Origin of the sequence: Nocardioides mesophilus (genome assembly GCF_014395785.1) — a bacterium.
In the GTDB taxonomy this organism is placed as follows: Bacteria; Actinomycetota; Actinomycetes; order Propionibacteriales; family Nocardioidaceae; genus Nocardioides_B; species Nocardioides_B mesophilus.
On the sequence record NZ_CP060713.1, the window covers coordinates 168,375 to 194,458 of the forward strand.

At 72.6% G+C, this 26,084-nt stretch carries 25 protein-coding genes; 7 read left to right on the forward strand and 18 right to left on the reverse strand.

Features of this window, described 5'->3' with window-relative positions:
* Nucleotides 1–12 precede the first annotated feature (12 nt).
* On the reverse strand, nt 13–1,833 hold the full coding sequence (locus H9L09_RS00740; RefSeq protein WP_187578906.1) for an ABC transporter ATP-binding protein: 1,821 nt from the start codon (nt 1,831–1,833) through the stop codon (nt 13–15).
* Nucleotides 1,830–3,692: an ABC transporter ATP-binding protein gene (locus H9L09_RS00745; protein ID WP_246456180.1), complete on the reverse strand. Its 1,863-nt coding sequence runs from the start codon at nt 3,690–3,692 to the stop codon at nt 1,830–1,832. The genes H9L09_RS00740 and H9L09_RS00745 overlap by 4 nt, the downstream gene beginning before the upstream one ends.
* Before the next feature lie 122 nt (nt 3,693–3,814).
* Here H9L09_RS00745 and H9L09_RS00750 point away from each other — a divergent pair, with 122 nt between their 5' ends.
* The 3 genes from H9L09_RS00750 to hisF all read left to right on the forward strand — a co-directional run bounded on the left by H9L09_RS00750 (nt 3,815) and on the right by hisF (nt 6,081).
* Nucleotides 3,815–4,456: a TIGR03085 family metal-binding protein gene (locus H9L09_RS00750; RefSeq protein ID WP_187578907.1), complete on the forward strand. Its 642-nt coding sequence runs from the start codon at nt 3,815–3,817 to the stop codon at nt 4,454–4,456.
* Between the two features lie 102 nt (nt 4,457–4,558).
* The gene (gene priA / locus H9L09_RS00755; RefSeq protein WP_187578908.1) at nt 4,559–5,314 is read left to right on the forward strand and encodes a bifunctional 1-(5-phosphoribosyl)-5-((5-phosphoribosylamino)methylideneamino)imidazole-4-carboxamide isomerase/phosphoribosylanthranilate isomerase PriA; all 756 of its coding nucleotides are present in this window, start codon (nt 4,559–4,561) and stop codon (nt 5,312–5,314) included.
* Complete coding sequence (gene hisF / locus H9L09_RS00760; RefSeq protein WP_187578909.1) at nt 5,311–6,081, forward strand: imidazole glycerol phosphate synthase subunit HisF; 771 nt, start codon at nt 5,311–5,313, stop codon at nt 6,079–6,081. The genes priA and hisF overlap by 4 nt, the downstream gene beginning before the upstream one ends.
* Here the strand turns inward: hisF and H9L09_RS00765 are convergent.
* The 5 genes from H9L09_RS00765 to hisD are packed head-to-tail and all read right to left on the reverse strand — an operon-like array spanning nt 6,078 to nt 10,048.
* Nucleotides 6,078–6,425: a hypothetical protein gene (locus tag H9L09_RS00765; protein ID WP_187578910.1), complete on the reverse strand. Its 348-nt coding sequence runs from the start codon at nt 6,423–6,425 to the stop codon at nt 6,078–6,080. The genes hisF and H9L09_RS00765 overlap by 4 nt on opposite strands.
* The gene (gene hisH, locus H9L09_RS00770) at nt 6,422–7,066 is read right to left on the reverse strand and encodes an imidazole glycerol phosphate synthase subunit HisH (protein WP_187578911.1); all 645 of its coding nucleotides are present in this window, start codon (nt 7,064–7,066) and stop codon (nt 6,422–6,424) included. Before hisH ends, H9L09_RS00765 begins: the two co-directional genes overlap by 4 nt.
* On the reverse strand, nt 7,063–7,674 hold the full coding sequence (gene hisB / locus H9L09_RS00775) for an imidazoleglycerol-phosphate dehydratase HisB (RefSeq protein WP_187578912.1): 612 nt from the start codon (nt 7,672–7,674) through the stop codon (nt 7,063–7,065). The genes hisH and hisB overlap by 4 nt, the downstream gene beginning before the upstream one ends.
* Nucleotides 7,671–8,744, reverse strand: coding sequence for a histidinol-phosphate transaminase (locus H9L09_RS00780; RefSeq protein WP_187578913.1), 1,074 nt, complete (start codon nt 8,742–8,744; stop codon nt 7,671–7,673). Before H9L09_RS00780 ends, hisB begins: the two co-directional genes overlap by 4 nt.
* Nucleotides 8,744–10,048, reverse strand: a complete 1,305-nt coding sequence (hisD, locus tag H9L09_RS00785; protein WP_187578914.1) for a histidinol dehydrogenase — start codon at nt 10,046–10,048, stop codon at nt 8,744–8,746. The genes H9L09_RS00780 and hisD overlap by 1 nt, the downstream gene beginning before the upstream one ends.
* Before the next feature lie 96 nt (nt 10,049–10,144).
* Between hisD and H9L09_RS00790 the strand changes: the two genes are divergently transcribed.
* Together H9L09_RS00790 and ybaK are read left to right on the forward strand one after the other, a co-directional pair.
* A complete protein-coding gene (locus H9L09_RS00790) occupies nt 10,145–10,819 on the forward strand; it encodes an LON peptidase substrate-binding domain-containing protein (RefSeq protein WP_187578915.1) in 675 nt (224 codons plus the stop codon).
* A gap of 7 nt (nt 10,820–10,826) precedes the next feature.
* The gene (ybaK, locus tag H9L09_RS00795; protein ID WP_187578916.1) at nt 10,827–11,342 is read left to right on the forward strand and encodes a Cys-tRNA(Pro) deacylase; all 516 of its coding nucleotides are present in this window, start codon (nt 10,827–10,829) and stop codon (nt 11,340–11,342) included.
* A gap of 19 nt (nt 11,343–11,361) precedes the next feature.
* Here the strand turns inward: ybaK and H9L09_RS00800 are convergent, their stop codons facing one another.
* From H9L09_RS00800 to H9L09_RS21480, 6 genes are all read right to left on the reverse strand, one after another.
* A complete protein-coding gene (locus H9L09_RS00800; protein ID WP_187578917.1) occupies nt 11,362–11,979 on the reverse strand; it encodes a hypothetical protein in 618 nt (205 codons plus the stop codon).
* 28 nt (nt 11,980–12,007) lie between these two features.
* On the reverse strand, nt 12,008–15,577 hold the full coding sequence (dnaE, locus tag H9L09_RS00805) for a DNA polymerase III subunit alpha (RefSeq protein ID WP_187578918.1): 3,570 nt from the start codon (nt 15,575–15,577) through the stop codon (nt 12,008–12,010).
* Between the two features lie 165 nt (nt 15,578–15,742).
* The gene (locus H9L09_RS21805) at nt 15,743–16,528 is read right to left on the reverse strand and encodes a GNAT family N-acetyltransferase (RefSeq protein ID WP_187578919.1); all 786 of its coding nucleotides are present in this window, start codon (nt 16,526–16,528) and stop codon (nt 15,743–15,745) included.
* Nucleotides 16,518–17,462, reverse strand: coding sequence for an RluA family pseudouridine synthase (locus tag H9L09_RS00815; protein WP_187578920.1), 945 nt, complete (start codon nt 17,460–17,462; stop codon nt 16,518–16,520). Before H9L09_RS00815 ends, H9L09_RS21805 begins: the two co-directional genes overlap by 11 nt.
* A complete protein-coding gene (locus tag H9L09_RS00820) occupies nt 17,462–18,097 on the reverse strand; it encodes a signal peptidase II (RefSeq protein WP_187578921.1) in 636 nt (211 codons plus the stop codon). Before H9L09_RS00820 ends, H9L09_RS00815 begins: the two co-directional genes overlap by 1 nt.
* Nucleotides 18,070–18,501 carry a TraR/DksA family transcriptional regulator gene (locus H9L09_RS21480; RefSeq protein WP_223164165.1) on the reverse strand — a complete coding sequence of 144 codons (432 nt, stop codon included), beginning with the start codon at nt 18,499–18,501 and terminating at the stop codon, nt 18,070–18,072. The genes H9L09_RS00820 and H9L09_RS21480 overlap by 28 nt, the downstream gene beginning before the upstream one ends.
* A gap of 46 nt (nt 18,502–18,547) precedes the next feature.
* Between H9L09_RS21480 and H9L09_RS21485 the strand changes: the two genes are divergently transcribed.
* Nucleotides 18,548–19,126, forward strand: coding sequence for a hypothetical protein (locus tag H9L09_RS21485; RefSeq protein ID WP_223164166.1), 579 nt, complete (start codon nt 18,548–18,550; stop codon nt 19,124–19,126).
* Nucleotides 19,127–19,546: 420 nt separating this feature from the next.
* Nucleotides 19,547–22,702 carry an isoleucine--tRNA ligase gene (gene ileS, locus H9L09_RS00830; protein ID WP_187578923.1) on the forward strand — a complete coding sequence of 1,052 codons (3,156 nt, stop codon included), beginning with the start codon at nt 19,547–19,549 and terminating at the stop codon, nt 22,700–22,702.
* 80 nt (nt 22,703–22,782) lie between these two features.
* On the opposite strand, the gene H9L09_RS00835 is transcribed toward ileS, so the two are convergent.
* The 5 genes from H9L09_RS00835 to pgeF form a co-directional block, all read right to left on the reverse strand.
* Nucleotides 22,783–23,547: a DivIVA domain-containing protein gene (locus H9L09_RS00835; protein WP_187578924.1), complete on the reverse strand. Its 765-nt coding sequence runs from the start codon at nt 23,545–23,547 to the stop codon at nt 22,783–22,785.
* Between the two features lie 190 nt (nt 23,548–23,737).
* Nucleotides 23,738–24,028, reverse strand: a complete 291-nt coding sequence (locus H9L09_RS00840) for a YggT family protein (RefSeq protein WP_187578925.1) — start codon at nt 24,026–24,028, stop codon at nt 23,738–23,740.
* Nucleotides 24,029–24,084: 56 nt separating this feature from the next.
* Nucleotides 24,085–24,585 (reverse strand): cell division protein SepF, encoded by a 501-nt coding sequence (locus H9L09_RS00845; RefSeq protein ID WP_187578926.1) that lies wholly within the window; start codon nt 24,583–24,585, stop codon nt 24,085–24,087.
* A 60-nt stretch (nt 24,586–24,645) separates the two neighbouring features.
* Nucleotides 24,646–25,356, reverse strand: a complete 711-nt coding sequence (locus tag H9L09_RS00850; RefSeq protein WP_187578927.1) for a YggS family pyridoxal phosphate-dependent enzyme — start codon at nt 25,354–25,356, stop codon at nt 24,646–24,648.
* On the reverse strand, nt 25,353–26,084 hold the full coding sequence (gene pgeF / locus H9L09_RS00855) for a peptidoglycan editing factor PgeF (RefSeq protein WP_187578928.1): 732 nt from the start codon (nt 26,082–26,084) through the stop codon (nt 25,353–25,355). Before pgeF ends, H9L09_RS00850 begins: the two co-directional genes overlap by 4 nt.

Below are 26,084 nucleotides of genomic sequence, written 5' to 3' on the forward strand. Positions count from 1 at the left end.
CCGACCCGCCGGTCAGCGGACCGACTGTTGCGCGACCCAGGAGGTGTGCAGCCGGCCGTAGACGCCGCCCTCCGCCACCAGCTGCGCGTGCGGCCCACGCTGCACGACCCGGCCCTGGTCGACCACGACCACCTCGTCGGCGTTCTCCGCGGTGGACATCCGGTGCGCGATGGTCACCGAGGTCCGGCCCCGGGTGAGCCGCTCCAGCGCACGGTTGATCCGCATCTCCAGCGCCGGGTCGACGGCGCTGGTGGCCTCGTCGAGCACCAGCAGGTCCGGGTCGGCCAGGTGCGCCCGGAGCAGCGCGACCAGCTGCCGCTCGCCGGCCGACAGCGACTCGCCGCGCTGGCCGACCGGGGTGTCCAGGCCGCGCGGCAGCCCGTCGAGCCAGTCCCGCAGCCCCAGCTCGGTGGCCGCGGCGAGGATCTGCTCGTCGGTGGCGTCGAGGCGGCCGTACAACGCGTTCGCCCGCACCGTGGAGTCGAAGAGGAACCCCTCCTGCGGCACCATCACGACCCGCTCGCGCAGCGACCGGAACGGCACCCGGCGCAGGTCGGTGCCGTCGAGGCGCACGGTGCCGGTGGCCGGGTCCATCAGCCGGGTCAGCAGCTTGGCCAGGGTGGTCTTGCCCGACCCGGTCTCCCCGACGACCGCCACCCGGGTGTTCGGGGCGATCTCCAGGTCGACGTCGGCGAGCACCGGCGGGCCGCCGGGGTAGGAGAACCCGACACCCTCGAAGTGGATCGAGACCCCGCCGCGCGGCAGCTCCTCGCCGTCCTCCCCCGGGTCGACCACGTCGGCCGGCGTGTCCAGGATCCCGATCACCCGCCGCCAGCCGGCGATCGCGTTCTGCGCGTCGGTCAGCACCTGGGTGCCCATCTGCACCGGGCCGACGAACAACGTGACCAGGAAGGCGAACGCCAGCACCTGGCCGACGGTGATGTCGCCGTCGACGCCGAGCAGCACGCCGACGATGAGCACCCCGGCGTTCGCCAGGCCGGCCGAGACCCCGCCGAGCGAGAACGAGAAGGCGGTCAGCCCCTGCGCCCGGGTGCTCGCCTGCTTGTAGCGGTCCACGGCCTCGTCGATGCGGGCCTGGGTGCGGCCCTCGATCGCGTAGGAACGCACGACGGTCGCGCCGACCACCGGCTCGGACACCGCGCTCAGCATCGCCCCGACCTGGCGGCGCACGACGCCGTACGCCTCGGAGAGCTTGCGCTGGAAGAACCGCAGCGAGAGGAAGAGCGGCAGGAAGCAGATCCAGACGACCAGGGTCAGCTGCCAGCTGTAGAACAGCATCACGGCGGTGGCGACGATGATCTGCCCGACGCTGACCACGGCGATCATGCCGCCGAAGATGAGGAACTGGGAGACCTGGTCGACGTCGCTGGTGACCCGGGCCACCAGCGAACCGCGGCGCTCGGTGTTCTGGGTCAGCATCGGGAGGTCGTGGACGTGCCGGAACGCCTTGATCCGCAGCGTCGCCAGGCCGCGCTCGGCGGCGGTGAACAGCCGCGAGGTCATGAGGTACGACGCCAGCCCGGTCACCACGACGGCGGCCGCGGCCGCGGTGGCCATCCAGGCCATGAACCCGAGGTCCGGGCCGCCCTCGGCGCCGAGGCCGCGGTCGAGGGTCTGCTGCACCGAGATCGGGATCACGACCCGGCCCAGGGTGGCCAGCACCGCGAAGGCGAAGGTGCCGCCGAACCCCTCCTTGAGCTCCGGCGACAGCTCGATGCCGCGGCGCAGCGTCTGCCGCGCGGTGATCGACTCGCCGGTGTCCATGCTGGTGCCGGCGGCACCGGTCCCGGGCGGGGTGGTCGCGGTGCTCATCGGGACCTCACCTCGTCGCTGCCGGCGACTTCCTCGACGGTGACCTCGTGCTCGTAGGCGTTGACCAGCCGCGCGTAGCCGGGGTTCCGGCTGAGCAGCTCGGCGTGGGTGCCCTGGTCGGCGACCCTGCCGTCGACGAGGTGCACGACCTCGTCGGCCAGCGAGATCGTCGCCTTGCGGTAGGCCACCACGAGCACCGTCGCGCCCTCCCCCGGCCCGCCGCCGGAGGCGCGCAGCGCCGCGAGGATCCGGGCCTCGACCTCCGGGTCGACCGCCGAGGTGGCGTCGTCCATCACCAGCAGCCGCGGCCGGCGCACCAGCGCCCGGGCCAGCGAGAGCCGCTGACGCTGGCCGCCGGACAGGCTGGTGCCGCGCTCCCCGATCCGGGTGTCGAGGCCGTCGGGCAGCGCGGCGACGAAGCCGTCCGCCTGCGCGGTCCGCAGCGCCTCCCAGACCGCGTCGTCGCTGACGTCGAGGCCGAGGGTCACGTTGCCGCGGACGGTGTCGTCGAAGAGGAACGCCTGCTGCGGCACCAGCGCCACGTGCTCGGCGACCACCCCCGCGGCGAGGTCTCGCAGGTCCACGCCGTCGACGCTGACGCTGCCCCGGTCCGGGTCGACCAGGCGCACCAGCAGCGAGGTCAGCGTGCTCTTGCCCGAGGCGGTCTCGCCGACCACCGCGACGGTGCGTCCCGGAGCCACGGTGAACGTGAGGTCCGCCAGCACCGGCGGCCCGTCCTCGGAGCGGTCGTAGCGGTAGGCCAGGTGGTCCACGGCGAGCGCCGCCCCGGGGCCGGTGACCGGCTCGATCCGGCGGCCGCCGTACTGCATCTCGCCGGTGGCGGCGAGGACCGCGGAGACCCGCTGGAACCCGACCACGCTGCGCGGGAACTCGCCCAGCAGCCAGCCCAGCGACCGGATCGGGAACGCCACGATGGTGAGCAGGTAGCCGATCGTCACCACGTCGCCGGGCGCCGCACGGCCGGCGAGCACCTGGTTGACGCCGACCGCCAGCACGGCGAGCACCCCCAGGTTCGGCAGCGCCTCCAGCACCGGGTCGAACGCGGCCCGCACCCGGCCCGCCTTCACGTTGGTGTCGCGCAGCTGGTGGGCCTTGCGCGCGAAGCGCTGGGTCTCCTCGCTCTCGCGCCCCAGCGTCTTGACCACCAGCGCGCCGTCGAAGGACTCGTGCGCGACCTCGCTGACCTCGGCCCGGAGCGCCTGCGCCCGGGTCATCAGCGGCGACTGCAGCCGCTGGAAGACCAGGTTGGCGACGATCACCGCCGGGAACACGAGCAGCCCGACGCCCGCCATCACCAGGTCGGTGAGCAGCATCTGCACGACCGCGATCACCATCATCGCCACCGTCCCGACCGCCATCGGCAGCGGCGCGATCGGCGCCCACGCGGCTTCGACGTCGGAGTTGGCGTTGGAGAGCAGCTGCCCGGTCGGGTGCTGCTGGTGCCAGGAGATCGGCAGCCGGAGGTACTGCCGCGTGACCGCGCGCCGGTGGTAGGCCTGCATGCGGTACTGCATGACGCCGGCGCCCAGGCGGCGGGCGACGATGCCCACCGCGCGCAGCAGCGCCACCCCGACGAACAGCGCCAGGATCGCGATCAGGCCGTCCCACTCGACCCTGCCGGACTCGAAGGCGGGCAGGACCACGTGGTCGGTCGACCAGCCCAGCACCCAGGCGTCCGCGACGGTGAGCGCGCCGAACAGCACGCTGCCCAGGGTGGAAAGGGTGAACACCACGGGCTCGCGCTTGATCGCCACCCCGAGGACGGCGAAGCCCTCGCGCAAGGTGCTCCCCGAGGTCACCGACCTCGTCCGCTGCTGCGCGCGCGTCGTGCTGGCCACCGCTCTCCTTGTCCTGATGCCGTCGGGTGCGGCCCCCTCGTGAGGGCCCGCGGCGGCCCGGCCCGCGCCGGGCAGCGGGCGTGCGGGGCGGTCGCACCGGGCACCAGCCTACGATCGGCCCCATGGAGACCCCGACATCCCTGGCCAGGAGCGAGCGCACGGCGCTGTGCGACACCGCCCTGGCGGTGGGCCCCGACCAGCCGACGCTGTGCGGCGAGTGGACGGTCAAGGAGCTGGTGGTGCACCTGCTGGTCCGGGAGCGGAGCCCGGCCGCGATCGGCATCGTGCTGTCCCCCGCCGCCGGGCTGACCGAGCGCGAGATGCGGCGCAAGGGGCGCCAGCCGTTCGAGGAGCTCGTCGCGCGGCTGCGGAAGGGCCCGTCGCCGTGGTCGCCGTACGCCCTGCCCAAGCTGGACGGGCTGCTGAACACGCTGGAGTTCTTCGTCCACCACGAGGACATCCGCCGCGCCGGGGCCGGCTGGGAGCCGCGGGAGCTCGGCGGCGACGCGCAGAAGGTCCTCTGGTCGATGGTGCGCACCGCCGGCAAGGGGCTGCTGCGCAGCGCCCCCGCCCCGGTGGTGATCGAGAACGCCACCACCGGGTCGCGAACGGTGCTCAAGGACGGCCCGGAGCCGGTGGTGGTCAGCGGACCGCCCGGCGAGGTGACGATGTTCGTGTTCGGCCGGCAGCCCCAGGCGCGCGTCACCCTGTCCGGGCCGGACCAGGCGGTGGCGGCGCTGCAGGCCGCCTCCTTCGGCGTCTGAGCGCCGTCGCCGGGGACTGCCGGCCGGGTCCGCGTGCCGGTCCGGGTCGGCGGCCGCGAGACCCGGACGGCGTCGGTCCCGGGGCGTCATAGGGTGAGCGCCATGAGCACCTACCTCGAGCTGCTGCCTGCCGTCGACATCTCGGACGGCCAGGCCGTCCAGCTCGTCCAGGGCGTGGCCGGCTCCGAGAAGCACTTCGGCGACCCGCTGGAGGCGGCGCTGAACTGGCAGCGCCGCGGGGCCGAGTGGATCCACCTCGTCGACCTCGACGCCGCCTTCGGCCGCGGCCACAACCGCGACCTGCTGGCCCGGATCATCGGCACGCTCGACATCGACGTCGAGGTCAGCGGCGGGATCCGCGACGACGAGTCGCTGGCCGCGGCGATGGCCGCCGGCTGCCGCCGGGTGAACATGGGCACCGCAGCCCTGGAGCAGCCCGAGTGGTGCGCGAAGGCGATCGCCGAGCACGGCGACCGGGTGGCCGTCGGCCTCGACGTGCGCGGCCGGACCCTCGCGGCCCGCGGCTGGACCCGGGACGGCGGCGACCTCTACGACGTGCTGGCCAGGCTCGACTCCGAGGGCTGCGCGCGGTACGTCGTCACCGACGTCAACAAGGACGGGATGCTGCAGGGGCCGAACCTCGACCTGCTCCGCGACGTGTGCGCGGCCACCGACCGGCCGGTGGTGGCCTCCGGCGGGATCACCGAGCTCGCCGACCTCGAGGCGCTCCAGGGCCTGGTCGCGGAGGGCGTCGAGGGCGCGATCATCGGGACCGCGCTCTACGAGGGCCGGTTCAGCCTCGAGGACGCGCTGGCGCTCACCCTGCCCGCCGGGCTGCAGCAGGACCGGCGACCGTGAGCCTCGCCGTCCGGGTGATCCCCTGCCTCGACGTCGACGCCGGCCGCGTCGTCAAGGGCGTCAACTTCGAGAACCTCCGCGACGCCGGCGACCCGGTCGAGCTGGCCCGGCGCTACGACGCCGAGGGCGCCGACGAGCTGACCTTCCTCGACATCTCCGCCTCCCACGAGGGCCGGGCCACCACCATGGAGATCGTCTCCGCGACCGCCGAGCAGGTCTTCATCCCGCTCACCGTGGGCGGCGGGGTGGGCAGCGTGGCGCACGTCGACGCGCTGCTGCGGGCCGGCGCCGACAAGGTCGCGGTCAACACCGCGGCGATCCGCCGGCCCGAGCTGCTCGCCGAGATCGCCGACCGGTTCGGCAACCAGGTGCTGGTGCTGTCGGTGGACGCCCGGCGCACCGGCCCCGGCGGCGGCACCGACAGCGGCTTCGAGGTGACCACCCACGGCGGCCGCGAGAGCGCCGGCCTGGACGCCGTGGAGTGGGCGGACCGGGCCGCCGAGCTCGGCGCCGGCGAGATCCTGCTCAACGCCATGGACGCCGACGGCACCCAGGACGGCTTCGACCTCGAGCTGATCCGGCTGGTCCGGGCCGAGGTGTCGGTGCCGGTGATCGCCTCCGGCGGCGCCGGCAAGGTGGAGCACTTCCCGCCGGCGGTCGACGCCGGCGCGGACGCGGTGCTCGCCGCGACCGTCTTCCACTTCGGGACGCTGCGGATCGGTGAGGTCAAGGACGCCCTGCGCGAGGCGGGGCACCCGGTCCGCTAGCGCCGCGGCAGCAGCAAGGTCGCCAGTACCGGGAACGCCAGCACCGAGACCACCAGCGCGGCCAGCCGGGCCTCCCAGTCCGGCCGGACCACCCAGACCAGCACGTTCAGGGCCAGCACCAGCGCGACCAGGAGCCCCCGGCGCAGCCGCCGGCGGCGGGCCAGCAGCCCGGTGTCGCGGCCCACCGGACGCCACCGCGGCAGCCGGTCGGTGGTCAGCCGCTGCAGCCCCCGGCGCCGGGCCAGCCGCCGCTCGCGTCGCTCGGCCTGGGCGGCCCGGGCCGCGACCCGCAGGGCGGCCTCGTGCTCGCGGGCGGCGCGGCGCTTGGCGCGTTCCTTGCTCACCGGACCGGGAGCGTCCGGACCCAGTTGCGCAGTAGCGCGGCGCCCGCGTCCCCGGACTTCTCCGGATGGAACTGGGTGGCGCAGAGCGCGCCGTTCTCCACCGCGGCGACGAACCGGTCGCCGCCGTGGGTGGCCCAGGTGACCAGCGGCGGCCGGGTGCGGCCGTTGGTGCGCAGCGTCCAGTCGTGCACGCCGTAGGAGTGCACGAAGTAGAACCGCTCGTCACGGACGCCGTCGAACAGCGTGGTCCCCTCCGGCGCCTCGACGGTGTTCCAGCCCATGTGCGGCACCACGTCGGCCCGCAGCCGGTCCACCACCCCGGGCCACTCGTCCAGCCCTTCGGTGTCCACGCCGTGCTCGACGCCGTGGGCGAACAGGATCTGCATGCCCACGCAGATCCCGAGCACCGGCCGGCCGCCGGCCAGACGCCGGCCGATGATCTCGTGACCCTTGGCGGCCCGCAGCCCCTCGACGCAGGCCGCGAAGGCGCCGACCCCGGGGACCACCAGGCCGTCGCAGTCCATGGCCGCGGCGCGGTCCGCGGTGAGCGTGACCGTGGCGCCGGCGCGCTCGAGGGCGCGGACGGCCGACCGGGTGTTCCCCGACCCGTAGTCGAAGACCACCACCGAGGGGTCGGTCACAGGCTGCCCTTCGTCGAGGGCACGCCGCTCTCGCGCGGGTCGACCGCGACCGCATCGCGCAGCGCCCGGGCGAACGCCTTGTACTGCGCCTCCACCAGGTGGTGCGGGTCGCGGCTGGAGAGCACCCGGACGTGCAGCGCGATCCGGGCGTGGAAGGCGAGCGTCTCGAAGACGTGCTTGGTCAGCGACCCGACGTACGGCGCGTTGCCGGAGCCGCCGATGTTCACGAACTGCTGCGCCTCGGGCTCCCCCACGTGCACGCAGTAGGGCCGACCGGAGACGTCGACCGCACACTGCACGAGGGCCTCGTCGAGGGGCACCAGCGCGTCGCCGAACCGACGGATCCCGCGCTTGTCGCCGAGCGCCTCGCGCAACGCGTCGCCGAGCACGATCGCGGTGTCCTCCACGGTGTGGTGGGCGTCGATGTGGGTGTCGCCGTCGCTGTGCACGGTGAGGTCGATCAGCGAGTGCCGCGAGAAGGCGTCGAGCATGTGGTCGTAGAAGCCGACGCCCGTCGAGACGTCCGAGCGGCCGCTGCCGTCGAGGTCGAGCTCGACGAGGACCTTGGACTCCTTGGTCTCGCGCTCGATCCGGGCACGACGGGTCATCCCAACACCTCCAGTAGCGCCGCCTTGAAGGCGGCCATCTCCGCGGGTGTGCCGATCGACACCCGCAGCCAGCCGTCGGGCCCGGTCTCCCGGATCAGCACACCCCGGTCGAGCAGGCCCTGCCAGACAGCATGCCGGTCCGGGAAGGTCCCGAACAACGCGAAGTTCGCATCGGAGTCGGCGACCGTGAGCCCCTGGGCCCGCAGCCAGGCCACCGTCGCGTCGCGCTCGGCGCGCAGGTCGTCGACCCGGCCGAGCAGCTCCTCGCGGTGCCGCAGCGCGACCAGCGCGACGGCCTGCGTGAGCGCCGAGAGGTGGTAGGGCAGCCGCACCACCCGCAACGCGTCGCAGATCTGCGGGGACGCGGCGAGGTAGCCCAGCCGGGCCCCGGCCAGCGCGAACGCCTTGCTCATCGTCCGGGAGACGACGAGGTTCGGGGTGGTCGGCAGCAGCTCGAGCGCGCTCGGGGTGCCGGAGCGGCGGAACTCGCCGTAGGCCTCGTCGATCACCACCACCCCGTCGACCTCCGCCGACGCCGCACACACCGCGGCGACCGTGTCGGGGGCGAGCGCGGTGCCGGTCGGGTTGTTCGGCGAGGGCAGCAGCACCACCGAGGGCTGGTGCTCCTTCACCACCGCGACGGCGTGCGCCGGGTCGAGCGTGAAGTCCTCGGCGCGGTGGCCGACCACCCAGCCGGTCATCGCGTCCCGGGCGTACTCGGGATACATCGAGTACGTCGGCGCGAACGAGACCGCCGTACGGCCGGGGCCGCCGAACGCCTGCAGGATCTGCAGCATCACCTCGTTGGACCCGTTCGCCGCCCACACCTGCTCGGGCGTGACACCGTGGCCGAGGTAGTCGGCGAGCGCCGCCCGCAGCGCGACGAACTCGCGGTCCGGGTAGCGGTTCAGGGTCCGGGCGGCCTCGGCCGCCGCGGCGGCGACGTCGGCCACCACGGCCTCGCTCGGCGGGTAGGGGTTCTCGTTGACGTTGAGGGCGACCGGCACGTCGATCTGCGGAGCGCCGTACGGCGCGATCCCCCGCAGCTCCTCGCGCAGCGGCAGCGCCATCACTCGCCCCGGCCGGCGAAGCGGGCGCGCACCGCGGCACCGTGGCCGGGCAGGTCCTCGGCCTCGGCGAGCGTGACGACGTGGTCGGCGACGTCACGCAGGGCGGTTGCGTCGTAGCTGATCACGTGCACCGCCTTGCGAAAGTCGCGCACCGACAGCCCGCCGGAGTGGCAGGCGCAGCCCGCGGTCGGCAGGACGTGGTTGGAGCCGGCGCAGTAGTCACCGAGCGAGACCGGGGCGAAGGCGCCGACGAAGATGGCGCCCGCGTTGACCACCCGGGCGGCCCAGGCCGGGGCGTCCTCGGTCTGGATCTCCAGGTGCTCGGCGGCGTAGGCGTTCACCACCGCGAGGCCCTGCTCGAGGTCGTCGACGAGCACGATCCCCGACTGCCGCCCGGACAGAGCGGTCCGGACGCGTTCGACGTGCCGGGTCACCGAGACCTGCTTGTCCAGCTCGGCCTCGACGTCGGCGGCCAGCGCCTCGGAGGGGGTGACCAGCACCGAGGCGGCCAGCGGGTCGTGCTCGGCCTGGCTGATCAGGTCCGCGGCGACGAACGCGGCCTCCGCGCTGTCGTCGGCGAGGATCGCGATCTCGGTCGGGCCGGCCTCGGAGTCGATGCCGACGACGCCCTTGAGCAGCCGCTTCGCGGAGACGGTGTAGATGTTGCCCGGTCCGGTGACCAGGTCGACCTTGCGGCAGGGGCCGGCGCCGTAGGCGAACATCGCGATCGCCTGCGCGCCGCCGACGGCGTACACCTCCTGCACGCCGAGCAGCGCGCAGGCGGCCAGGATCGTCGGGTGCGGCAGCCCGCCGTGCTCGGCCTGCGGCGAGGAGGTCAGCGCGATCGAGCCGACGCCGGCGACCTGGGCGGGCACGACGTTCATCACGACGCTGGAGACCAGGGGCGCGATGCCACCGGGGACGTAGAGCCCGACCCGCTCGATCGGGATCATCCGCTGCGTGACGGTGCCGCCGGGCACCACCTCGGTGACCGTGTCCTGCTCGAGCTCGGCCTCACAGGTGGCGCGGAGCCGGCGGATGGACTCCTCGAGCGCGAGGCGGACCGCCGGGTCCAGCCCCTCCAGGGCGCGGACCAGGGCCTCGGCGGGCACGGCGATCTCGCTCTGCTCGACCCGGTCGAAGCGTGCGGAGTACTCCACGATCGCCTCGACGCCGCGATGACGGACCGCGTCGCAGATCGGCCGGACGACGTCGAGGGCGGCCTCGACGTCGAAGTCTGCGCGCGGCACCACGGTGCGGTAGTCAGCGACCTGGCGGCCCCTGAGGTCGATTCGGCGGATCATGGCGCCCAGTCTAGGTGGGCGGGGCCAGCACGACGGACGCCCGTCCGTGCTGTGTCCGGCACCCTCCGGCGCCGGGAAGTGGGTAGGTTTGACCCTGTGCGCGAGCAGCTGCCCATCTTCCCGCTGAACGCGGTGATGTTTCCGGGCGTCAGCGTTCCCCTGCACGTCTTCGAGGACCGCTACCGGGCGCTGGTCCACCACCTGCTCACGATCCCCGAGAAGCCGCAGCGGCTGTTCGGGATCGTGGCCATCCGTGAGGGCTTCGAGGTGGGCACCCACGGCGTCCAGTCGGTGCACCGGGTCGGCTGCGTGGTGCAGATGACCTCGGTCGACCCGTACCCCGACGGACGCTTCGACATCGAGGTGGTCGGCCGGCACCGGCTCCGGCTCGACGGGCTGGACACCTCCGGGCCCTACCTGGTCGGCGACGTCGAGACGCTGCCGGATCCGGCGCCGTTGACCGCGGAGGCGCACGAGGAGGCACGCCGCGCCCGAGCGGTCTTCGAGGACTACCGCGCCCGCCTCTCGGAGCTGCGCGGCGACGACGTCCTCGAGGGTGACCTGCCCAAGGACCCCGAGCTGCTCTCCTACAGCCTGGCCGCCACCTGCCTGCTCACCCTCTCCGAGCGGCAGGAGCTGCTGGAGGCCGCGACGCCGCTGGAGCGGCTGGCGATGCTGCGCCACGCGCTGCGGGAGGAGATGCGCGCCATGCGGGCGATCCCGTCGCTGCCGGCCACCGAGGTGGCCCGCACCGCCTGGTCACCGAACTGAGCGTGCGGTGAGCAGGAGGAAGCAGTCGGCCGGCGCGACGCCGGCCACCGTCGCGCTGACCCGGGCGGGCGTGCCGTTCACGGCCCACGGCTACGAGTACGACCCGGCCGCCGGCTCCTACGGCCGGGAGGCGGCGGAGGCCCTCGGCCTGGACCCGCGCCGGGTGCTCAAGACGCTGCTGGTCTCGGTCGACCCGGCACCGGGCTCCGGAGGGACCCCTCGGCTGGTCGTCGCGATCGTGCCGGTCGCGGGCCAGCTGGACCTGAAGGCGGTCGCGGCGGCCGTCGGGGCCAAGAAGGCCGCGATGGCCGACCCGGCCGACGCCGAGCGCGCCACCGGGTACGTCGTCGGCGGGATCTCGCCGCTGGGCCAGAAGCGCCGCCACCCCACCGTGCTCGACGACAGCGCGATGGCGCACCCGACGGTCTTCGTCTCCGGCGGCCGGCGGGGCCTGGACCTCGAGCTCTCCCCTGCCGACCTGGTCGCGCTCACCGCAGCGACGGTGTCGGCGATCGGTCGCTGACGCCGTCGAGGGATCCCGGTCAGCCGGAAGCGGTGTCCTCGGTCCGCGACGCTCCGGAGCCGGTCTGCCCCGGCCCCGGCGACCACAGCACCAGCAGCGCGCCCAGCAGCGCGGTGATCGGCCAGACCAGGTAGCAGACCGCTCCGGTCACCTCGAGCGGCACCGGCAGGCTGGCTCCGGTGGCCGCCGCGTCCGCGACCGAGGCCGGCGCCGACGGCCCGAGCCACCGCCCCAGCAGGGCCATCGTCGCGACGCCCAGAGCGGCACCGAGGACCACCAGCACGCTGGTGAGCAGCGGGTCGCGCGAGCGCCACCAGGTGAACCCGGCGCCGGAGAGCAGACCGAGCACCCCGGAGATCACCACGAACCAGCCGTCGTCGTTGAAGCGCTTGCCCAGCTCCACCTCGCCCATGCCCAGGCCGCCGGCGGCGGTGCGGGTGAACTCGGCCGGGTCCACCAGCAGCCACCAGAGCACCGCGGCGACGACGCCCAGCAGGAGCGAGGTGCCGAGAACGGCCACGAGGTCGCGCCCCGCCGGGCCAGCGGCCGACGTGGCGCGCGACCCCCCTCCGTCCGTGGCTGCCGCGACCTGCGTCCCGGCGTCCACCGGGGCGGCACCGGGTCCGTCGTGGCTCATGCCCGGGACCTCACGTCGCCGTTCGGGCTCATGCGCCGACCAGGCAGTGCGGGCCGAGGAGCGCCTTGAGGTCGGCGAACAGCTCCGGGCTCGGGGCGACCCGCAGTCGGTCGTCGAGGCGGAGGACGGTGGTGGCGGTCTTGGTCATCAGGCGCAACCGTACTTCGGTGACCCCGGGGTGCGTGCCGAGCACCTCCTTGAGCTGCTCGACCACCGGGGGCGTGCACCTCGTGGAGGGCATCGAGATGACCACCGGCCCGGAGGGTCCCTCGGAGAGGTCGGGGACCGAGACCTCCTGACCGTGCAGCTCCGGCTGGTCCTTGGACCGCGAGACGCGTCCCTTGACCGTGACGATCGCGTCCTCGATCAGCAGCGTGCTGGCGAGCTGGTAGGCGCTCGGGAAGAGCAGCACGTCGATGGCGCCCTCCAGGTCCTCCACGGTCACCATCGCCCAGGCGTCTCCGCGCTTGGTGATCTTGCGCTGCACCGAGGTGAGCAGGCCCGAGATGGTGACCGTCGACCCGTCGGGGCGCTCCTCGTCGAGGAGCAGCTGCCCGATCGTGCAGTCGGTGCCGTTGGACAAGATGTGCTCGAGCCCGAGCAGCGGGTGGTCGGAGACGTAGAGGCCGAGCATGTCCCGTTCGTGACCGAGCAGCGTCGTCTTGTCCCACTCGTCGATGTCGGGCGGCGCGACCGACAACCCGAACCCGCCGCCGGCGTCCTCGTCGAGGCCGCCGAAGAGGGAGTCCTGGCCGATCGCCTCGTTGCGCTTGATGTCGACGAACTGGTCGACCGCCTGCTCGTGGATGGCGACGAGCGCCCGGCGCTTGTGCTTCATCTCGTCGAAGGCACCGGCCTTGACGAGCGACTCGATCACCCGCTTGTTGCACACCTGCACGGGGACCTTCTCGAGGAAGTCGTTGAAGTCGACGAAGCGGCCCTTCGACTCCCGGGCGGCGATGATCCCGTCGACGACGTTGCCGCCCACGTTGCGGATCGCGCTCAGGCCGAACCGGACGTCGCGCCCCACCGGGGTGAAGTTGAACGCCGACTCGTTGACGTCCGGCGGGAGGACCTGGATCTTCATCCGGCGACACTCGTTGAGGTAGATCGCCATCTTGTCCTTGTCGTCCTTGACGGAGGTCAACAAGGCGGCCATGTACTCGGCGGCGTAGTGCTGCTTGAGGTAGGCGGTCCAGTAGGAGATCAGGCCGTACGCCGCGGTGTGCGCCTTGTTGAAGGCGTAGTCGGAGAACGGCACCAGCACGTCCCACAGCGCCTTGATCGCCTCGTCGGAGTAGCCGTTGGCCCGCATGCCCTCGGAGAAGGGGACGTACTCGGCGTCGAGCACCTCCTTCTTCTTCTTGCCCATCGCGCGGCGCAGCAGGTCGGCCTGGCCCAGGCTGTAGCCGGCCACCTTCTGGGCGACCTTCTGGACCTGCTCCTGGTAGACGATCAGGCCGTGCGTCGTCCCGAGGATCTCCTGGAGCGGCTCCTCGAGCTCGGGGTGGATCGGCTTGATCTCCTGCTTGCCGTTCTTGCGCAGGGCGTAGTTGGTGTGCGAGTCCACGCCCATCGGGCCGGGTCGGTAGAGCGCCAGGACCGCGGAGATGTCCTCGAAGTTGTCGGGCCGCATCAGCCGGAGCAGCCCGCGCATCGGCCCGCCGTCGAGCTGGAACACGCCGAGCGTGTTGCCGGTGCCGAGCAGCTGGTAGGAGGCCGCGTCGTCGAGGGGCAGGTCCTCGAGGACCAGCTTCTCCCCGCGGTTGGCCTCGATGTTCTTCACCGCGTCGTCGAGGACGGTGAGGTTGCGCAACCCCAGGAAGTCCATCTTGATCAGGCCGAGCGACTCGCAGGTCGGGTAGTCGAACTGCGTGATCATGGCGCCGTCGGAAGGACGCCGGAGCAGCGGGATCACGTCGACCAGCGGCTCGCTGGACATGATGATGCCGGCGGCGTGGACGCCCCACTGGCGCTTCAGGCCCTCGATGCCGATCGCGGTGTCGACGACCCGCTTGACGTCGTTGTCGTTCTCGTAGAGCGCGCGGAACTCGCCGCCCTCGCCGTAGCGCTTGTGGTCGGGGTTGAAGATCTCCTGGAGCGGCACGTCCTTGCCCATCACCGCGGCCGGCATGGCCTTGGTGATCCGGTCCCCCATCGCGAACGGGTAGGCCAGGATCCGCGAGGAGTCCTTGACCGCCTGCTTCGCCTTGATGGTGCCGTAGGTGACGATGTAGGAGACCCGGTCGTCGCCGTACTTCTCGGTGACGTACTTGATCACCTCGCCGCGCCGACGCTCGTCGAAGTCGATGTCGAAGTCGGGCATCGAGACGCGGTCGGGGTTGAGGAAGCGCTCGAAGATCAGGCCGTGCTTGAGCGGGTCGAGGTCGGTGATCCGCATCGCGTAGGCGACCATCGAGCCGGCCCCGGAGCCGCGTCCCGGGCCGACCCGGATCCCGTTGTCCTTGGCCCAGTTGATGAAGTCCGCGACGACGAGGAAGTAGCCGGGGAACCCCATCTGGGTGATCACGCCGATCTCGAACTCGGCCTGCTTGCGGACCTCCTCGGGGATCCCGCCGGGGTAGCGCACCTTCAGGCCCCGCTCGACCTCCTTGACCAGCCAGGAGTCCTCGTTCTCCCCCGGCGGGCAGGGGAACCGCGGCATGTAGGCGCCGGCGCGCTCGGTGAACGAGACGTCGCACCGCTCGGCGATCAGCAGCGTGTTGTCGCAGGCCTCGCGGAGTTGGTACTTGTCGGCCCAGATCGCGCGCATCTCCTGGGCGGACTTGAGGTAGTAGCCGTCGCCGCTGAACGCGAAGCGCTGACCGGGCCCGTCCCCGGCCGGGGTGTCCATCGTGCTGCCGGAGTTGATGCACAGCAGGTGCTCCTGCGCGGCCGCGTCCTCGCGGTTGACGTAGTGCGAGTCGTTGGTGGCCAGCAGCGGGATCTGCAGGTCCTTGGCCAGCCGGAGCAGCCCGTCGCGGACCCGGTTCTCGATGTCGAGGCCGTGGTCCATCAGCTCGAGGAAGTAGTTGTCCCGGCCGAGGATGTCCTGGAAGTCACCGGCGGTCTTGCGGGCGGCCTCGTAGTTGCCGTAGCGCAGGTGCACCTGCACCTCGCCGGACGGGCACCCGGTGGTGCCGATGATCCCGCGGCCGTGCTGGGCGAGCAGCTCGCGATCCATCCGCGGGTGCTTGAAGAAGCCGTCGCTCCAGGCCCCGGTCGAGAGGCGGAACAGGTTGTGCATGCCCTCGGTGGTCTCCGAGAGCAGCGTCATGTGGGTGTAGGCACCCCGGGCGGAGACGTCGTCGGGCCCGCCGTCGTAGAAGTTCACCCCCCGCTTCTCGAACCGCGAGATGTTCGGAGCGAAGTAGGCCTCGATGCCGATGATCGGCTTCACCCCGGCGGCGGTGGCCTTCTTGTAGAACTCGTGCGCCCCGAAGACGTTCCCGTGGTCGGTCATCGCCACCGCGGGCATGCCCAGCTCGGCCGCCCGCTCGGTCAGCGCACCCAGCCGGGCGGCGCCGTCGAGCATGGAGTACTCGGTGTGGACGTGCAGGTGCACGAACGAGTCGCTCGTGGCGGGCCCCGGAGACATAGGTGAGATCGGCCCCTTCCGGACACTTCGAACCACGACGATCGGACACCACAAGACAGACCAACGCTGAGGGCGCAGGCCTGACCGACTGTGGGGAAGGCAGCCAGACTACGCGACCTCAGGACCGATCGTGGCAGGACCCACCGACAGTTCCGGCGGTCGGGGTCAGTCGGCCGCGTCCAGGCTCTCGGTGATCACCGCGTCCATGATCCGGGCCAGCCGGTCGGGCCCGAGCCGCTCGGCCACCCGGGACATCCGGGCGACGATCTCCGCCTCGCGCCGCCGGTCGCGCCCGGCGTGGCCGGAGACCGGCTTGAGCCGCTGGGCGGCCGCGGTCAGGGCGGCCCGCTCGTCGAGGAGCGCGGCCAGGCGGTCGTCCACCTCGTCGATGCGCCGCCGTACGGTGCCGACCGGGTCGGTGCCGAACCAGGCCATCTCCAGGTCGGGAGCGCGCTCCTCGTTCTCGGAGCCGTCGGTGCGGCGTACGACGTGCAGCCCGTGCCGCCGGTAGAACGCCTGGGCCGGGCGGTTGGTCTCGAAGACCCAGAGGCCGAACCCGCCGGGTCGCAGCGACTTGACCAGGTCGAGGAGCAGCCCGCCGAGGCCCTGCCCGACCAGCCCCGGGTGGACGTAGAGCGAGTCCAGCCAGTCCGGGTCCACCACCGCGTAGCCCACCAGGCGCCCCGGGCCCGGCCCGTCCCGCCGTTCGGCGACCCAGGTCTCCCGCTCGGCCGGCATCGGCAGCGTGCGGGGCCGCTCGCCCAGCACCTCCCCGAACCAGGCGCGCACCTCGTCCGGGGGGTGCACCGGGCGCGGCATCGCCGGGAACGCCGCCTCCCGGGACGCGAGGAACAGAGCCGCCAGCTCGTCCGCGTCGCTCACCGTGGCGGGCCGCAGCACCAGGTCCTCCAGCGGGTCGGCGCCGACCGGTCCGGTGGGGTCAGTGGGCATCGCGGATCACGTCGAGCGCGCGCTGGAGGTCGTCGGGGTAGCCGGAGTGGTACTCGACGTACTCACCGGACTCCGGGTGCTCGAAGCCGAGCCCGACGGCGTGCAGCCACTGCCGCTCGAGGCCGAACCGGGCGGCCAACACCGGGTCGGCGCCGTAGGTCAGGTCGCCGAGGCAGGGATGCTTCAACGCCGACATGTGCACCCGGATCTGGTGGGTCCGGCCGGTCTCGAGGTGCACCTCGAGCAGGCTGGCGAACCGGTGCGCCTCGATCACCTCGTAGTGCGTGACGCTGTGCTTGCCGTCGGCCATCACCGCGAACTTGTAGTCGTGGCGGGGGTGCCGGCCGATCGGTGCGTCGATGGTGCCCTTCAGCGGATCCGGGTGGCCCTGCACCAGCGCGTGGTAGGTCTTGTCCACGGTGCGGTGCCGGAAGGCGTTCTTCAGCACCGAGTAGGCGTGCTCGGACTTGGCGATCACCATCACCCCGGAGGTGCCGACGTCGAGCCGCTGGACGATCCCCTGCCGCTCGGAGGCACCGCTGGTGGCGATCCGGAAGCCGGCCGCGACCAGGTGACCGACCACGGTGGGACCGGTCCAGCCGGGGCTCGGGTGCACCGCGACCCCGACCGGCTTGTCGATCACGACCAGCGCGTCGTCGTCGTGGACGATCTTGATGCCCTCGACCATCTCCGGGACGATCGCGATCGGGTCGACCAGCGACGGGATCTCCACGTCGAGCTGCGCCCCGGCGTGCACCCGGTCGGACTTGGCGGTGGCGTGCCCGTCCACGATCACGTGGCCGGCGCTGATCAGCTCGGCCGCGCGGGAGCGGGAGAAGCCGAACATCCGCGCCAGCGCGGCGTCGAGCCGCTCCCCGGCCAGGCCGTCGGGCACGTTCACGCTGCGGCGGTCCACGGCCCCGTTGCCGGCCATCACGAGCCGGCCGGCGGTTCGTGGTCGCCGGCGCCGTCCGCCCGGTCCGGCTCCTCGCCGGGGCGGACCCCGCGGGGCGACCGGGCCTCCCGCAGCCCGTCGACGCGGATGCCGCGGACCGCCTGGAGGATGATCAGCCCGGCCGCGACGTTGATCCAGATGTCGGCCACGTTGAAGATCGGAAAGTGCGGGAAGCGCAGGAAGTCGATGACGTGCCCGCGGAAGGCCTCCGGCTCCCGAAACACCCGGTCGGTCAGGTTGCCCAGGACGCCGGCCAGCAGGAACCCCAGCGCCAGTGCCCAGCCGGTGCTGGCGAGCCGGCGTACCGCGATCGTGACCGTGACCACGGCCGCGACGATCGCCACGCAGGTCAGCACCAGCGTGTAGGAGGTGCCCAGGCTGAAGGCGGCGCCGCTGTTCGAGGTCAGCAGCAGCCCGAACCAGTCACCCACGACCGGCACGTAGGCGCCGACGTCGAGGCGGTCCAGGGCCAGCTGCTTGGTGACGAGGTCGGCGGCGTACCCGAAGGCGGCCACCCCTGCGAAGAGCAGCAGGTAGCGCGCCCGGGAAGGGCGACGGGACGGTGGGACGGTGGGGTCGCTGTGACTCAGCGACGTTCCTCGCGCTGCTTGCATGACAGGCACAGTGTCGCACGCGGGAATGCCATCAACCGCATCTTGCCGATGGGCTCCCCGCACTGCTCGCAGACGCCGTAGCTGCCGTCCTCGATGCGGCCGAGCGCCCGCTCGGTCTGGGCCAGCATCTCCCGGGCGTTGTTGGCCAGGCTCATCTCGTGGTCGCGCTCGAAGGTCGTGGACCCCACGTCGGCCTGGTCGTTGCCGGCGCCGTCGCCCGCGTCCCGCATCAGGTCGTGCAGGTCGTGCTCGGCCATGTTGAGCTCGGAGCGGAGGCGGTCGCGGTCGGCGTGCAGCTCGTTGCGCACCTCGTCGACCTCGGTCTTGGTCCAGGGCTTCTCGTCGGTCTTGACGGCGAGCTTCTTGGAGGAGGCGGCCTTCGTCGCCGGGGCTGGCTTGGTCACGGGTGCCGCCTTCGTTGCGGGAGCGGCCGCTGCGGCCCTCGTCCTGGTGGGAGTGGTACGGGTGGTGCTGGTGCTGCGGGTGGTCTTCGTGGCGGTCTTCTTGGACGCCGCCTGCTTGACCGGGGCCTTCGCGGGGGCCTTCGCGGGGGCCTTGGCAGGAGCCTTGGTCGCGGCGACCTTGGTGGTGGCGGCCCGCGGGGACGGCACCGCCGACTTCTTGCTCGCCGTGCGCGGGGACGGCACCCGGGCGGACTTCGTGGCGGTGGCCCGGGTCGACGACGACTTCCCGGCAGCCTTCGTGGCGGTCCCCGTCGCCTTCTTGGCCGGTCCGGAAGCCTTCTTCGCCGCGGCGGTCTTCGTGGCGGGAGCCTTCTTCGCCGCCGCGGTCTTCGTGGCCGCGGAGGCCTTCTTGGCAGGCGCCCGGCCACCGGAGGCCGCGCTCGTGGTGGCGGCTCCCTTGCGCGCCGCGCCGGTCGCCACGCGTTTGGCCGCCGCCGCCGTCTTCCCGGCTATCTTCCGTGCCGTCGCTCGCACCATGGCCCTGGCCCCCTTTGAAGCCCTCCGGCATCCGTGTGGATACACGCACACGTGCGGCCGTCCAGCCACACGCGTGCCGCGAGGATAGACCCGCCCTCAGGCCCGGACAACCGAACTCGCCCGGTGTTTCGACAATCTTCAGGTAGCACCCGGTGAAACCGGGAGGAGTCCGATGCACCGCGTCTGGCACACTGGGAGGACCGCAAGGCGTCGACGGGACGAGTAGCTCCGAGCACAGCCGGAAGCGATCTGGGGACGGTGAGAGCCCAGAGGTGTTGTCCGGAGCGAAGATCACCCCCGAGCCGCCGGAAGAGCGCTCCCGACAGCAGGTGGGAGCGGGTAGAACCGGCTGCGGTGGCCTTCACGAGAGGGCGCGCGCCCCGCAGGACGGGGTGCACGTCAAGGAGGGTGGTACCGCGGGACCGGCCGACCAGTGGCCGCGTCTCGTCCCTTCACCGAGCACGACGCCGCCGGAGACCCCGGCCGCGCAGCAGGTGGAGGACGAGCAGTGAGCGAGTACACCCCGGTTCCCCCGCAGGTCGACCTGCCGGCGCTCGAGCACGACGTGCTCGCGTTCTGGGCCGACGACAAGACCTTCGACAAGTCCCTGGACCGCGCCGGCAGCCGGCCGCGCTGGACCTTCTACGAGGGGCCGCCGACCGCGAACGGCATGCCCGGCACCCACCACGTCGAGGCTCGCGTCTTCAAGGACGTCTTCCCCCGGTTCAAGACCATGCAGGGCTACCACGTCGACCGGAAGGCCGGCTGGGACTGCCACGGGCTGCCGGTGGAGCTCGCGGTGGAGAAGGAGCTCGGCTTCTCCGGCAAGGGCGACATCGAGGCCTACGGGGTGGCCGAGTTCAACGCCCGGTGCCGCGAGTCCGTGCTGCGCCACGTCGACGCCTTCGAGGAGATGTCGGAGCGGATGGGCTTCTGGGTCGACACCGAGGACCCCTACGTCACGATGCGCCCCGAGTACGTCGAGTCCGTGTGGTGGGCGTTGAAGCAGATCCACGACAAGGGGCTGCTCGTCGAGGACTACCGGGTGGCGCCGTACTGCCCGCGCTGCGGCACCGGCCTCTCCGACCACGAGCTGGCGCAGGGCTACGAGACCGTCACCGATCCGTCGGTCTACGTCCGGTTCCCGCTGACCTCGGGGCCGTACGCCGGCCGGGCCGCCCTGCTGGTGTGGACGACCACCCCGTGGACGCTGGTGTCCAACACCGCGGTCGCGGTGAACCCCGGCGTCGACTACGTGGTGGCCACCCGCGACGGCGAGTCGCTCGTGGTCGCCGAGCCGCTCCTCGAGCGCGTGCTCGGCGAGGGCTGGAGCGTCGAGGCCACGCTGCCCGGCACGGAGCTGGAGCGCTGGACCTACGAGCGGCCGTTCGCCCTCGTCGACTTCCCCGAGGGCAGCGACGCCCACTTCGTGGTGCTCGCCGACTACGTGACCACCGAGGACGGCACCGGCCTCGTGCACCAGTCCCCCGCCTTCGGCGAGGACGACATGCTGGTGGCCCGCGCCTACGGGCTGCCGGTGGTGAACCCGGTCCGGCCGGACGGGCACTTCGGCGACGACGTGCCCCTGGTCGGCGGCCAGTTCTTCAAGCACGCCGACACCGCGCTGGTCGCCGACCTGCAGGAGCGCGGGCTGCTGTTCCAGCACGTCGCCTACGAGCACTCCTACCCGCACTGCTGGCGCTGCCACACCGCGCTGCTCTACTACGCCCAGCCGTCCTGGTACGTCCGGACCACCGCGGTCAAGGACGCGCTGCTGCGGGAGAACGAGAAGACCAGCTGGTACCCCGACACGATCAAGTGGGGCCGGTACGGCGACTGGTTGCACAACAACATCGACTGGGCGCTCTCGCGCAGCCGCTACTGGGGCACACCGCTGCCGATCTGGCGGTGCGCCGAGGGGCACCAGACCTGCGTGGGGTCGCTGGCCGAGCTCTCCGAGCTGAGCGGCACCGACCAGTCCGGCCTCGACCCGCACCGGCCCTTCGTCGACGACGTGGTGCTGACCTGCCCGGAGTGCTCCGCCGAGGCGCGGCGCGTACCCGAGGTGATCGACGCCTGGTTCGACAGCGGCTCGATGCCGTTCGCCCAGTGGGGCTACCCGCACCAGCCAGACTCGGTGCGCCGCTTCGAGGAGTCCTACCCGGCCGACTTCATCTGCGAGGCGATCGACCAGACCCGCGGCTGGTTCTACACGCTGATGGCCATCGGCACGATCGTCTTCGACGAGTCGTCGTACAAGAACGTGCTGTGCCTGGGGCACATCCTGGCCGAGGACGGCCGCAAGATGTCCAAGCACCTGGGCAACATCCTCGAGCCGATCCCGCTGATGGAGCAGCACGGCGCCGACGCGGTCCGCTGGTTCATGGCGGCCTCCGGCTCGCCGTGGGCGGCCCGCCGGGTCGGGCACGCCTCGATCCAGGAGACCGTGCGCAAGGTGCTGCTGACCTACTGGAACACGGTGTCCTTCCAGGTGCTCTACGCCCGCTCCGCCGGCTGGTCGCCGGAGGGTGCCGACGCTCCCCCGGTGGCGGACCGGCCGGTGCTGGACCGCTGGCTGCACGCCGAGACGGCCCGGCTGGTGCGGGAGGTCACCGCGTCGCTGGAGAGCTTCGACACCCAGCGGGCCGGCGGCCTGCTGGCCCAGTTCGTCGACGACCTGTCGAACTGGTACGTCCGCAGGTCCCGTCGCCGCTTCTGGGCCGGCGACCCCGCCGCCCTGGCCACCTTGCACACCACGCTGGTGACGGTGACGCAGCTGATGGCGCCGCTCACCCCGTTCATCACCGAGCGGGTCTGGCAGGACGTCGTACGCCCGGTGGACGCGGCCGCCCCGGAGTCGGTGCACCTGTCCTCCTGGCCGGCGCTGGACCAGGAGGCGGTCGACGAGGAGCTGTCCGCCGCCGTGGCGCTGGCCCGCCGGCTGGTCGAGCTCGGTCGGGCCGCCCGCGCCGACGCCAAGGTGCGCACCCGGCAGCCGTTGCGGCGTGCGCTGGTCGCCTCCGGCGCGTGGGCGCGGCTGCACGAGGAGCTGCGCGCCGAGGTCGCCGAGGAGCTGAACGTCGGGGAGCTGCAGCCGCTGTCGGCCGCCGGCCAGGGGCTCGTGGACTACACCGCGAAGGGCAACTTCCGCGCGCTGGGCAAGCGCTTCGCCCAGCGCACCCCGCAGGTCGCCGCGGCGATCGCCGCGGCCGACGCCGCCGCGCTGGCCCGGTCCCTCGACGAGGAGGGCCGGGCCCGGGTCGACGTCGCCGGCGAGTCGGTCGAGGTGCTCCCCGAGGAGGTGATCGTCTCCGAGCGGCCACGGGAGGGGTGGTCGGTGGTCAACGAGCAGGGCGAGACCGTCGCCCTGGACCTCGAGCTGACCCCCGAGCTGCTCCGTGCCGGCCTGGCGCGGGAGGTGGTCCGGCTCGTGCAGGAGGCCCGCAAGAACAGCGGCTTCGACGTCAGCGACCGGATCGTGCTCGAGTGGGCCGCCGGCGGCGAGACCGCGGCGGCGCTGCGCGAGCACACCAGCCTGGTGTCCGACGAGGTGCTGGCGGTCCGGATGCGGGAGGCGCCGGACGCCGACGCGCTCGGCCCGGACACGGCGGCCGTCGTACGCGACGAGGAGCTCGGGCTCGCCTTCACGGTGGCCCGCGCCTGACCCCGGCGGCCGCGCCCGCGAACGCGACGAGGCCGGCACCCCCGTGGGGTGCCGGCCTCGTCACGAGCAGGTGTTGTCGGTCAGCCGTTCTGGTCGGCGTCGTCGCCGAGCAGCGACTTGAGCCGCTTCGGAGAGTGCTCGTTGTTGCCCACGCCGCCTTCGGCGCTGCCGTCGAGCGCCGCGAGCTGCTGCTGGAAGTAGCTCTTCAGGCGGCTGCGGTACTCGCGCTCGAACGAGCGGAGGTTCTCCACCTCGCTGTTGAGCTTGTCCTTCTCCTTCTCCAGGTCGCCGAAGAGCTGCTGACGGCGCTCGGCGGTCTCGGAGTCGAGCATCTGCGAGCGGGTCCGGGCGTCGGACTCCATGCGCTCGGCCTTGGTCTTGGACTCCGACTCGAGCCGCTCGGCCTTGGTGCGGGCCTCGCCGATGATCTTGTCGGCCTGGTCCTTGGCCTCGTCGACGAGCTGGTCGGCGTTGTTCGTGGCGATCTCGAGCAGCCGGGCCGCGGCGCTGGAGGCCTCGCCGACGGTCTTGACCTTGATCGTCTCCACCGGAGCCGCGGCCGGTGCCGGAGCAGCGGCGGCCACCGGTGCGGGAGCCGCCTTGACCGGCTCGGGCTCCGGCTCCGGCGCCTTCTCCGCGGGCTTGGCCGGCGCGGCCGCGGGGGCGGCCCCGCCCTGCTGGGCGGCGGACAGCTTGCTGCGCAGGTCGTCGTTCTCCCGCGTCAGCCGGGCGAGCTCGGCCTCGACCTCGTCGAGGAACTGGTCGACCTCCCCCATGTCGTAACCCTCACGGAGGCGCACCGGAGTAAAGCGCTTGTTGCTCACGTCCTCAGGCGTCAGCGGCATGACTCACCCTTTGTTCGTAGTCGTCGTGGTACGCGACGTCGCCGTCGCATCTCGGCCCACCGTACTCCGGATCCACGTCACGAGACGCGGGGGGTTCGGGGGCGTGCTGCCAGCGCAGCCTACCGGTGCCGGTCCTCTCGCGTCACACCCGCAACTCGGGGTGAGCCGACCGGCCCGGAGCGGCCGCACGTCAGAAGAACAGGTTGCTGACCACGCTCTGCAGCACGTAGACGAGGATCAGCACGATCAGGAAGCTGGTGTCGATCGCGACGCTGCCGAGCCGCAGCGGCGGCACGAACCGCCGGACGAACACGATCGGCGGGTCGGTGACGGAGTAGACGACCTCCAGGACCACCAGCAGCGGACCCCGCGGCGCCCACGAGCGCGCGAAGACCTGCACCCAGTCGAACACCAAGCGGATGAGCAGAAGCCACAGGAATACCTGCAGCACCAACAGGAGGATCGAGCCGACGACGGTCACGCTGTCGGAGTCTAGCCAGCCGACACCCGGGAATCAGGCGTGGCGTGCCGGGCCGGTCAGCTCTGGTTGAAGAACCCGCCCTCGGCGATGCGCTGCTTGTCCTCGGCCGCCACGGTGACGTTCGGCGGCGAGAGCAGGAACACCTTGTTGGTGACCCGCTCGATGGTGCCACGCACCGCGAACACGAGGCCCGCCGAGAAGTCGACGAGCCGCTTGGCGTCCGCGTCGTCCATCTCGGAGAGGTTCATGATCACCGGAACCCCCTCGCGGAAGTTCTCGCCGATCGTGCGCGCCTCGTTGTAGGTGCTCGGGTGCAGCGTCGTGATCCGGGAGAGCTCGGCGACCGTGCCCACCGCCGCCACCGGGGCGACCGGCGCTGGCTGGGGACGGCGCCGTTCGGCGATGCTCGCGACCGGCGCCGGACGGGCCGGGTCGCGCTCGGCCCGCTCATCACGTCGCGGCGCGTCGTCGTACTCGTCGTAGTACTCGTCGTCGTAGCGCTCGGTGTCCTCGAGCAGGCCGAGATAGACACCCATCTTGCGCATCGCGCTGCCCATGAATCTTGCCCTTCCGGTGCATCGGCACCCCTCTTCCGGGGTGCTGCTCCGTGCCTGACACTACCCGAGCGGCGGCCGCGGCCCGAGGACCGCAGAGCCAATCCGCACGTGTGTCGCACCTGTCCTGACGGCGACCTCGAGGTCGCCGCTCATTCCCGCCGAGACCCAGGTGGCGGCGGGATCCACCCGACGCACCACCTCGGCCGACTCGGCAAGCCTCTCGAACGCCGGCCGGGGGTCTGCCCCCGGCGGCGCCACTGCCATCACTCCTCGCAACCGCAACCCTTCGGTCGCGGCCAGCCGCTCGGCCAGCGCACCCACCTCACGCGGGGCCGCTCCCCCGCGCGCCGACCCGGCCCCCTCGTCGGGATCCAGGTTGACCTGCACCAGACAGTCCAGCACACGTCCCCGCTGGTGCGCGCCCCGGGACAGCCCGGGCAGCAGCTTGGCGCGGTCCACGGACTCGACCACGTCGGCGTACGCCGCGACCGCCGCCGCCTTGTTGCTCTGCAGGCTGCCGACGAAGTGCCACCGCAGCCCCAGGTCCGCACACTCGGCCGCCTTCGCCTCCGCCTCCTGGTGCCGGTTCTCCCCCACGTCGGTGACGCCGAGGGCCGCGAGCAGCCGCACGTCCGAGGCCGGGAAGAACTTGGTGACCACGGTCAGCGTCACCTCGCCGGGAGCACGGCCGGCCTCCGCGCAGGCGGTCGCGATCCGGTCGCGGACGGTGCCGAGCCGGCCCTCGAGCTCGGCGCGCCGGTCCTCGCTCATGGCCGCACCCACACGAAGCCGGCGAGCCGCCCCGAGGCGGGGCCCTGACGTCGGTAGGAGAACAGGTCCTCGTCCTCGCGGGTGCACCGCCCGGTCCGGGTCAAGTCGCTGACGCCGGCATCGCGCAGCTGCGCGACCACCCCGGCGCCGAGGTCGAGCGACGGGGTCCCCCACGAGGTGCGCGCGAACGTCTCCGGCACCAGCCCGGCCACGTGCGCGCGCATGTCCTCGGGCACTTCGTAGCAGGACCCGCACACGTGCGGGCCGACCCAGGCGACCACCTGGCCGGCGCCGAGCTCACGCAGCGCGGCGACGGCAGCCGGGACGACCCCGGCGACCAGGCCCGGTCGGCCCGAGTGCACCGCGGCGACCAGACCGCGCTCGGTGTCGGCGAGCAGCACCGGCACGCAGTCGGCCACCCGGACCATCAGCGCGACGCCGGGCTCGCCGGTGACCAGCGCGTCCGCCTGCGGCGCGGCCGGCCCGGACGCGACGGCGCTCCCCGCGTCGACGACCGCCACCTCGGCGCCGTGGACCTGGCGCATGCCGGCCACCACCGGAGCGGTGAGCGCCCGGGCGACGCGGTCGATGTTCTCCGCGACGGTGCCGGGCTGGTCGTCGTCGCGGGCAGCGAGGTTGAGCGACGCGTACGGACCGCCACTGACACCTCCGTGGCGGTCCGTGAACGCGACCTCGACCGGGCCGCGCGTCGCGCGATAGGCGAACAA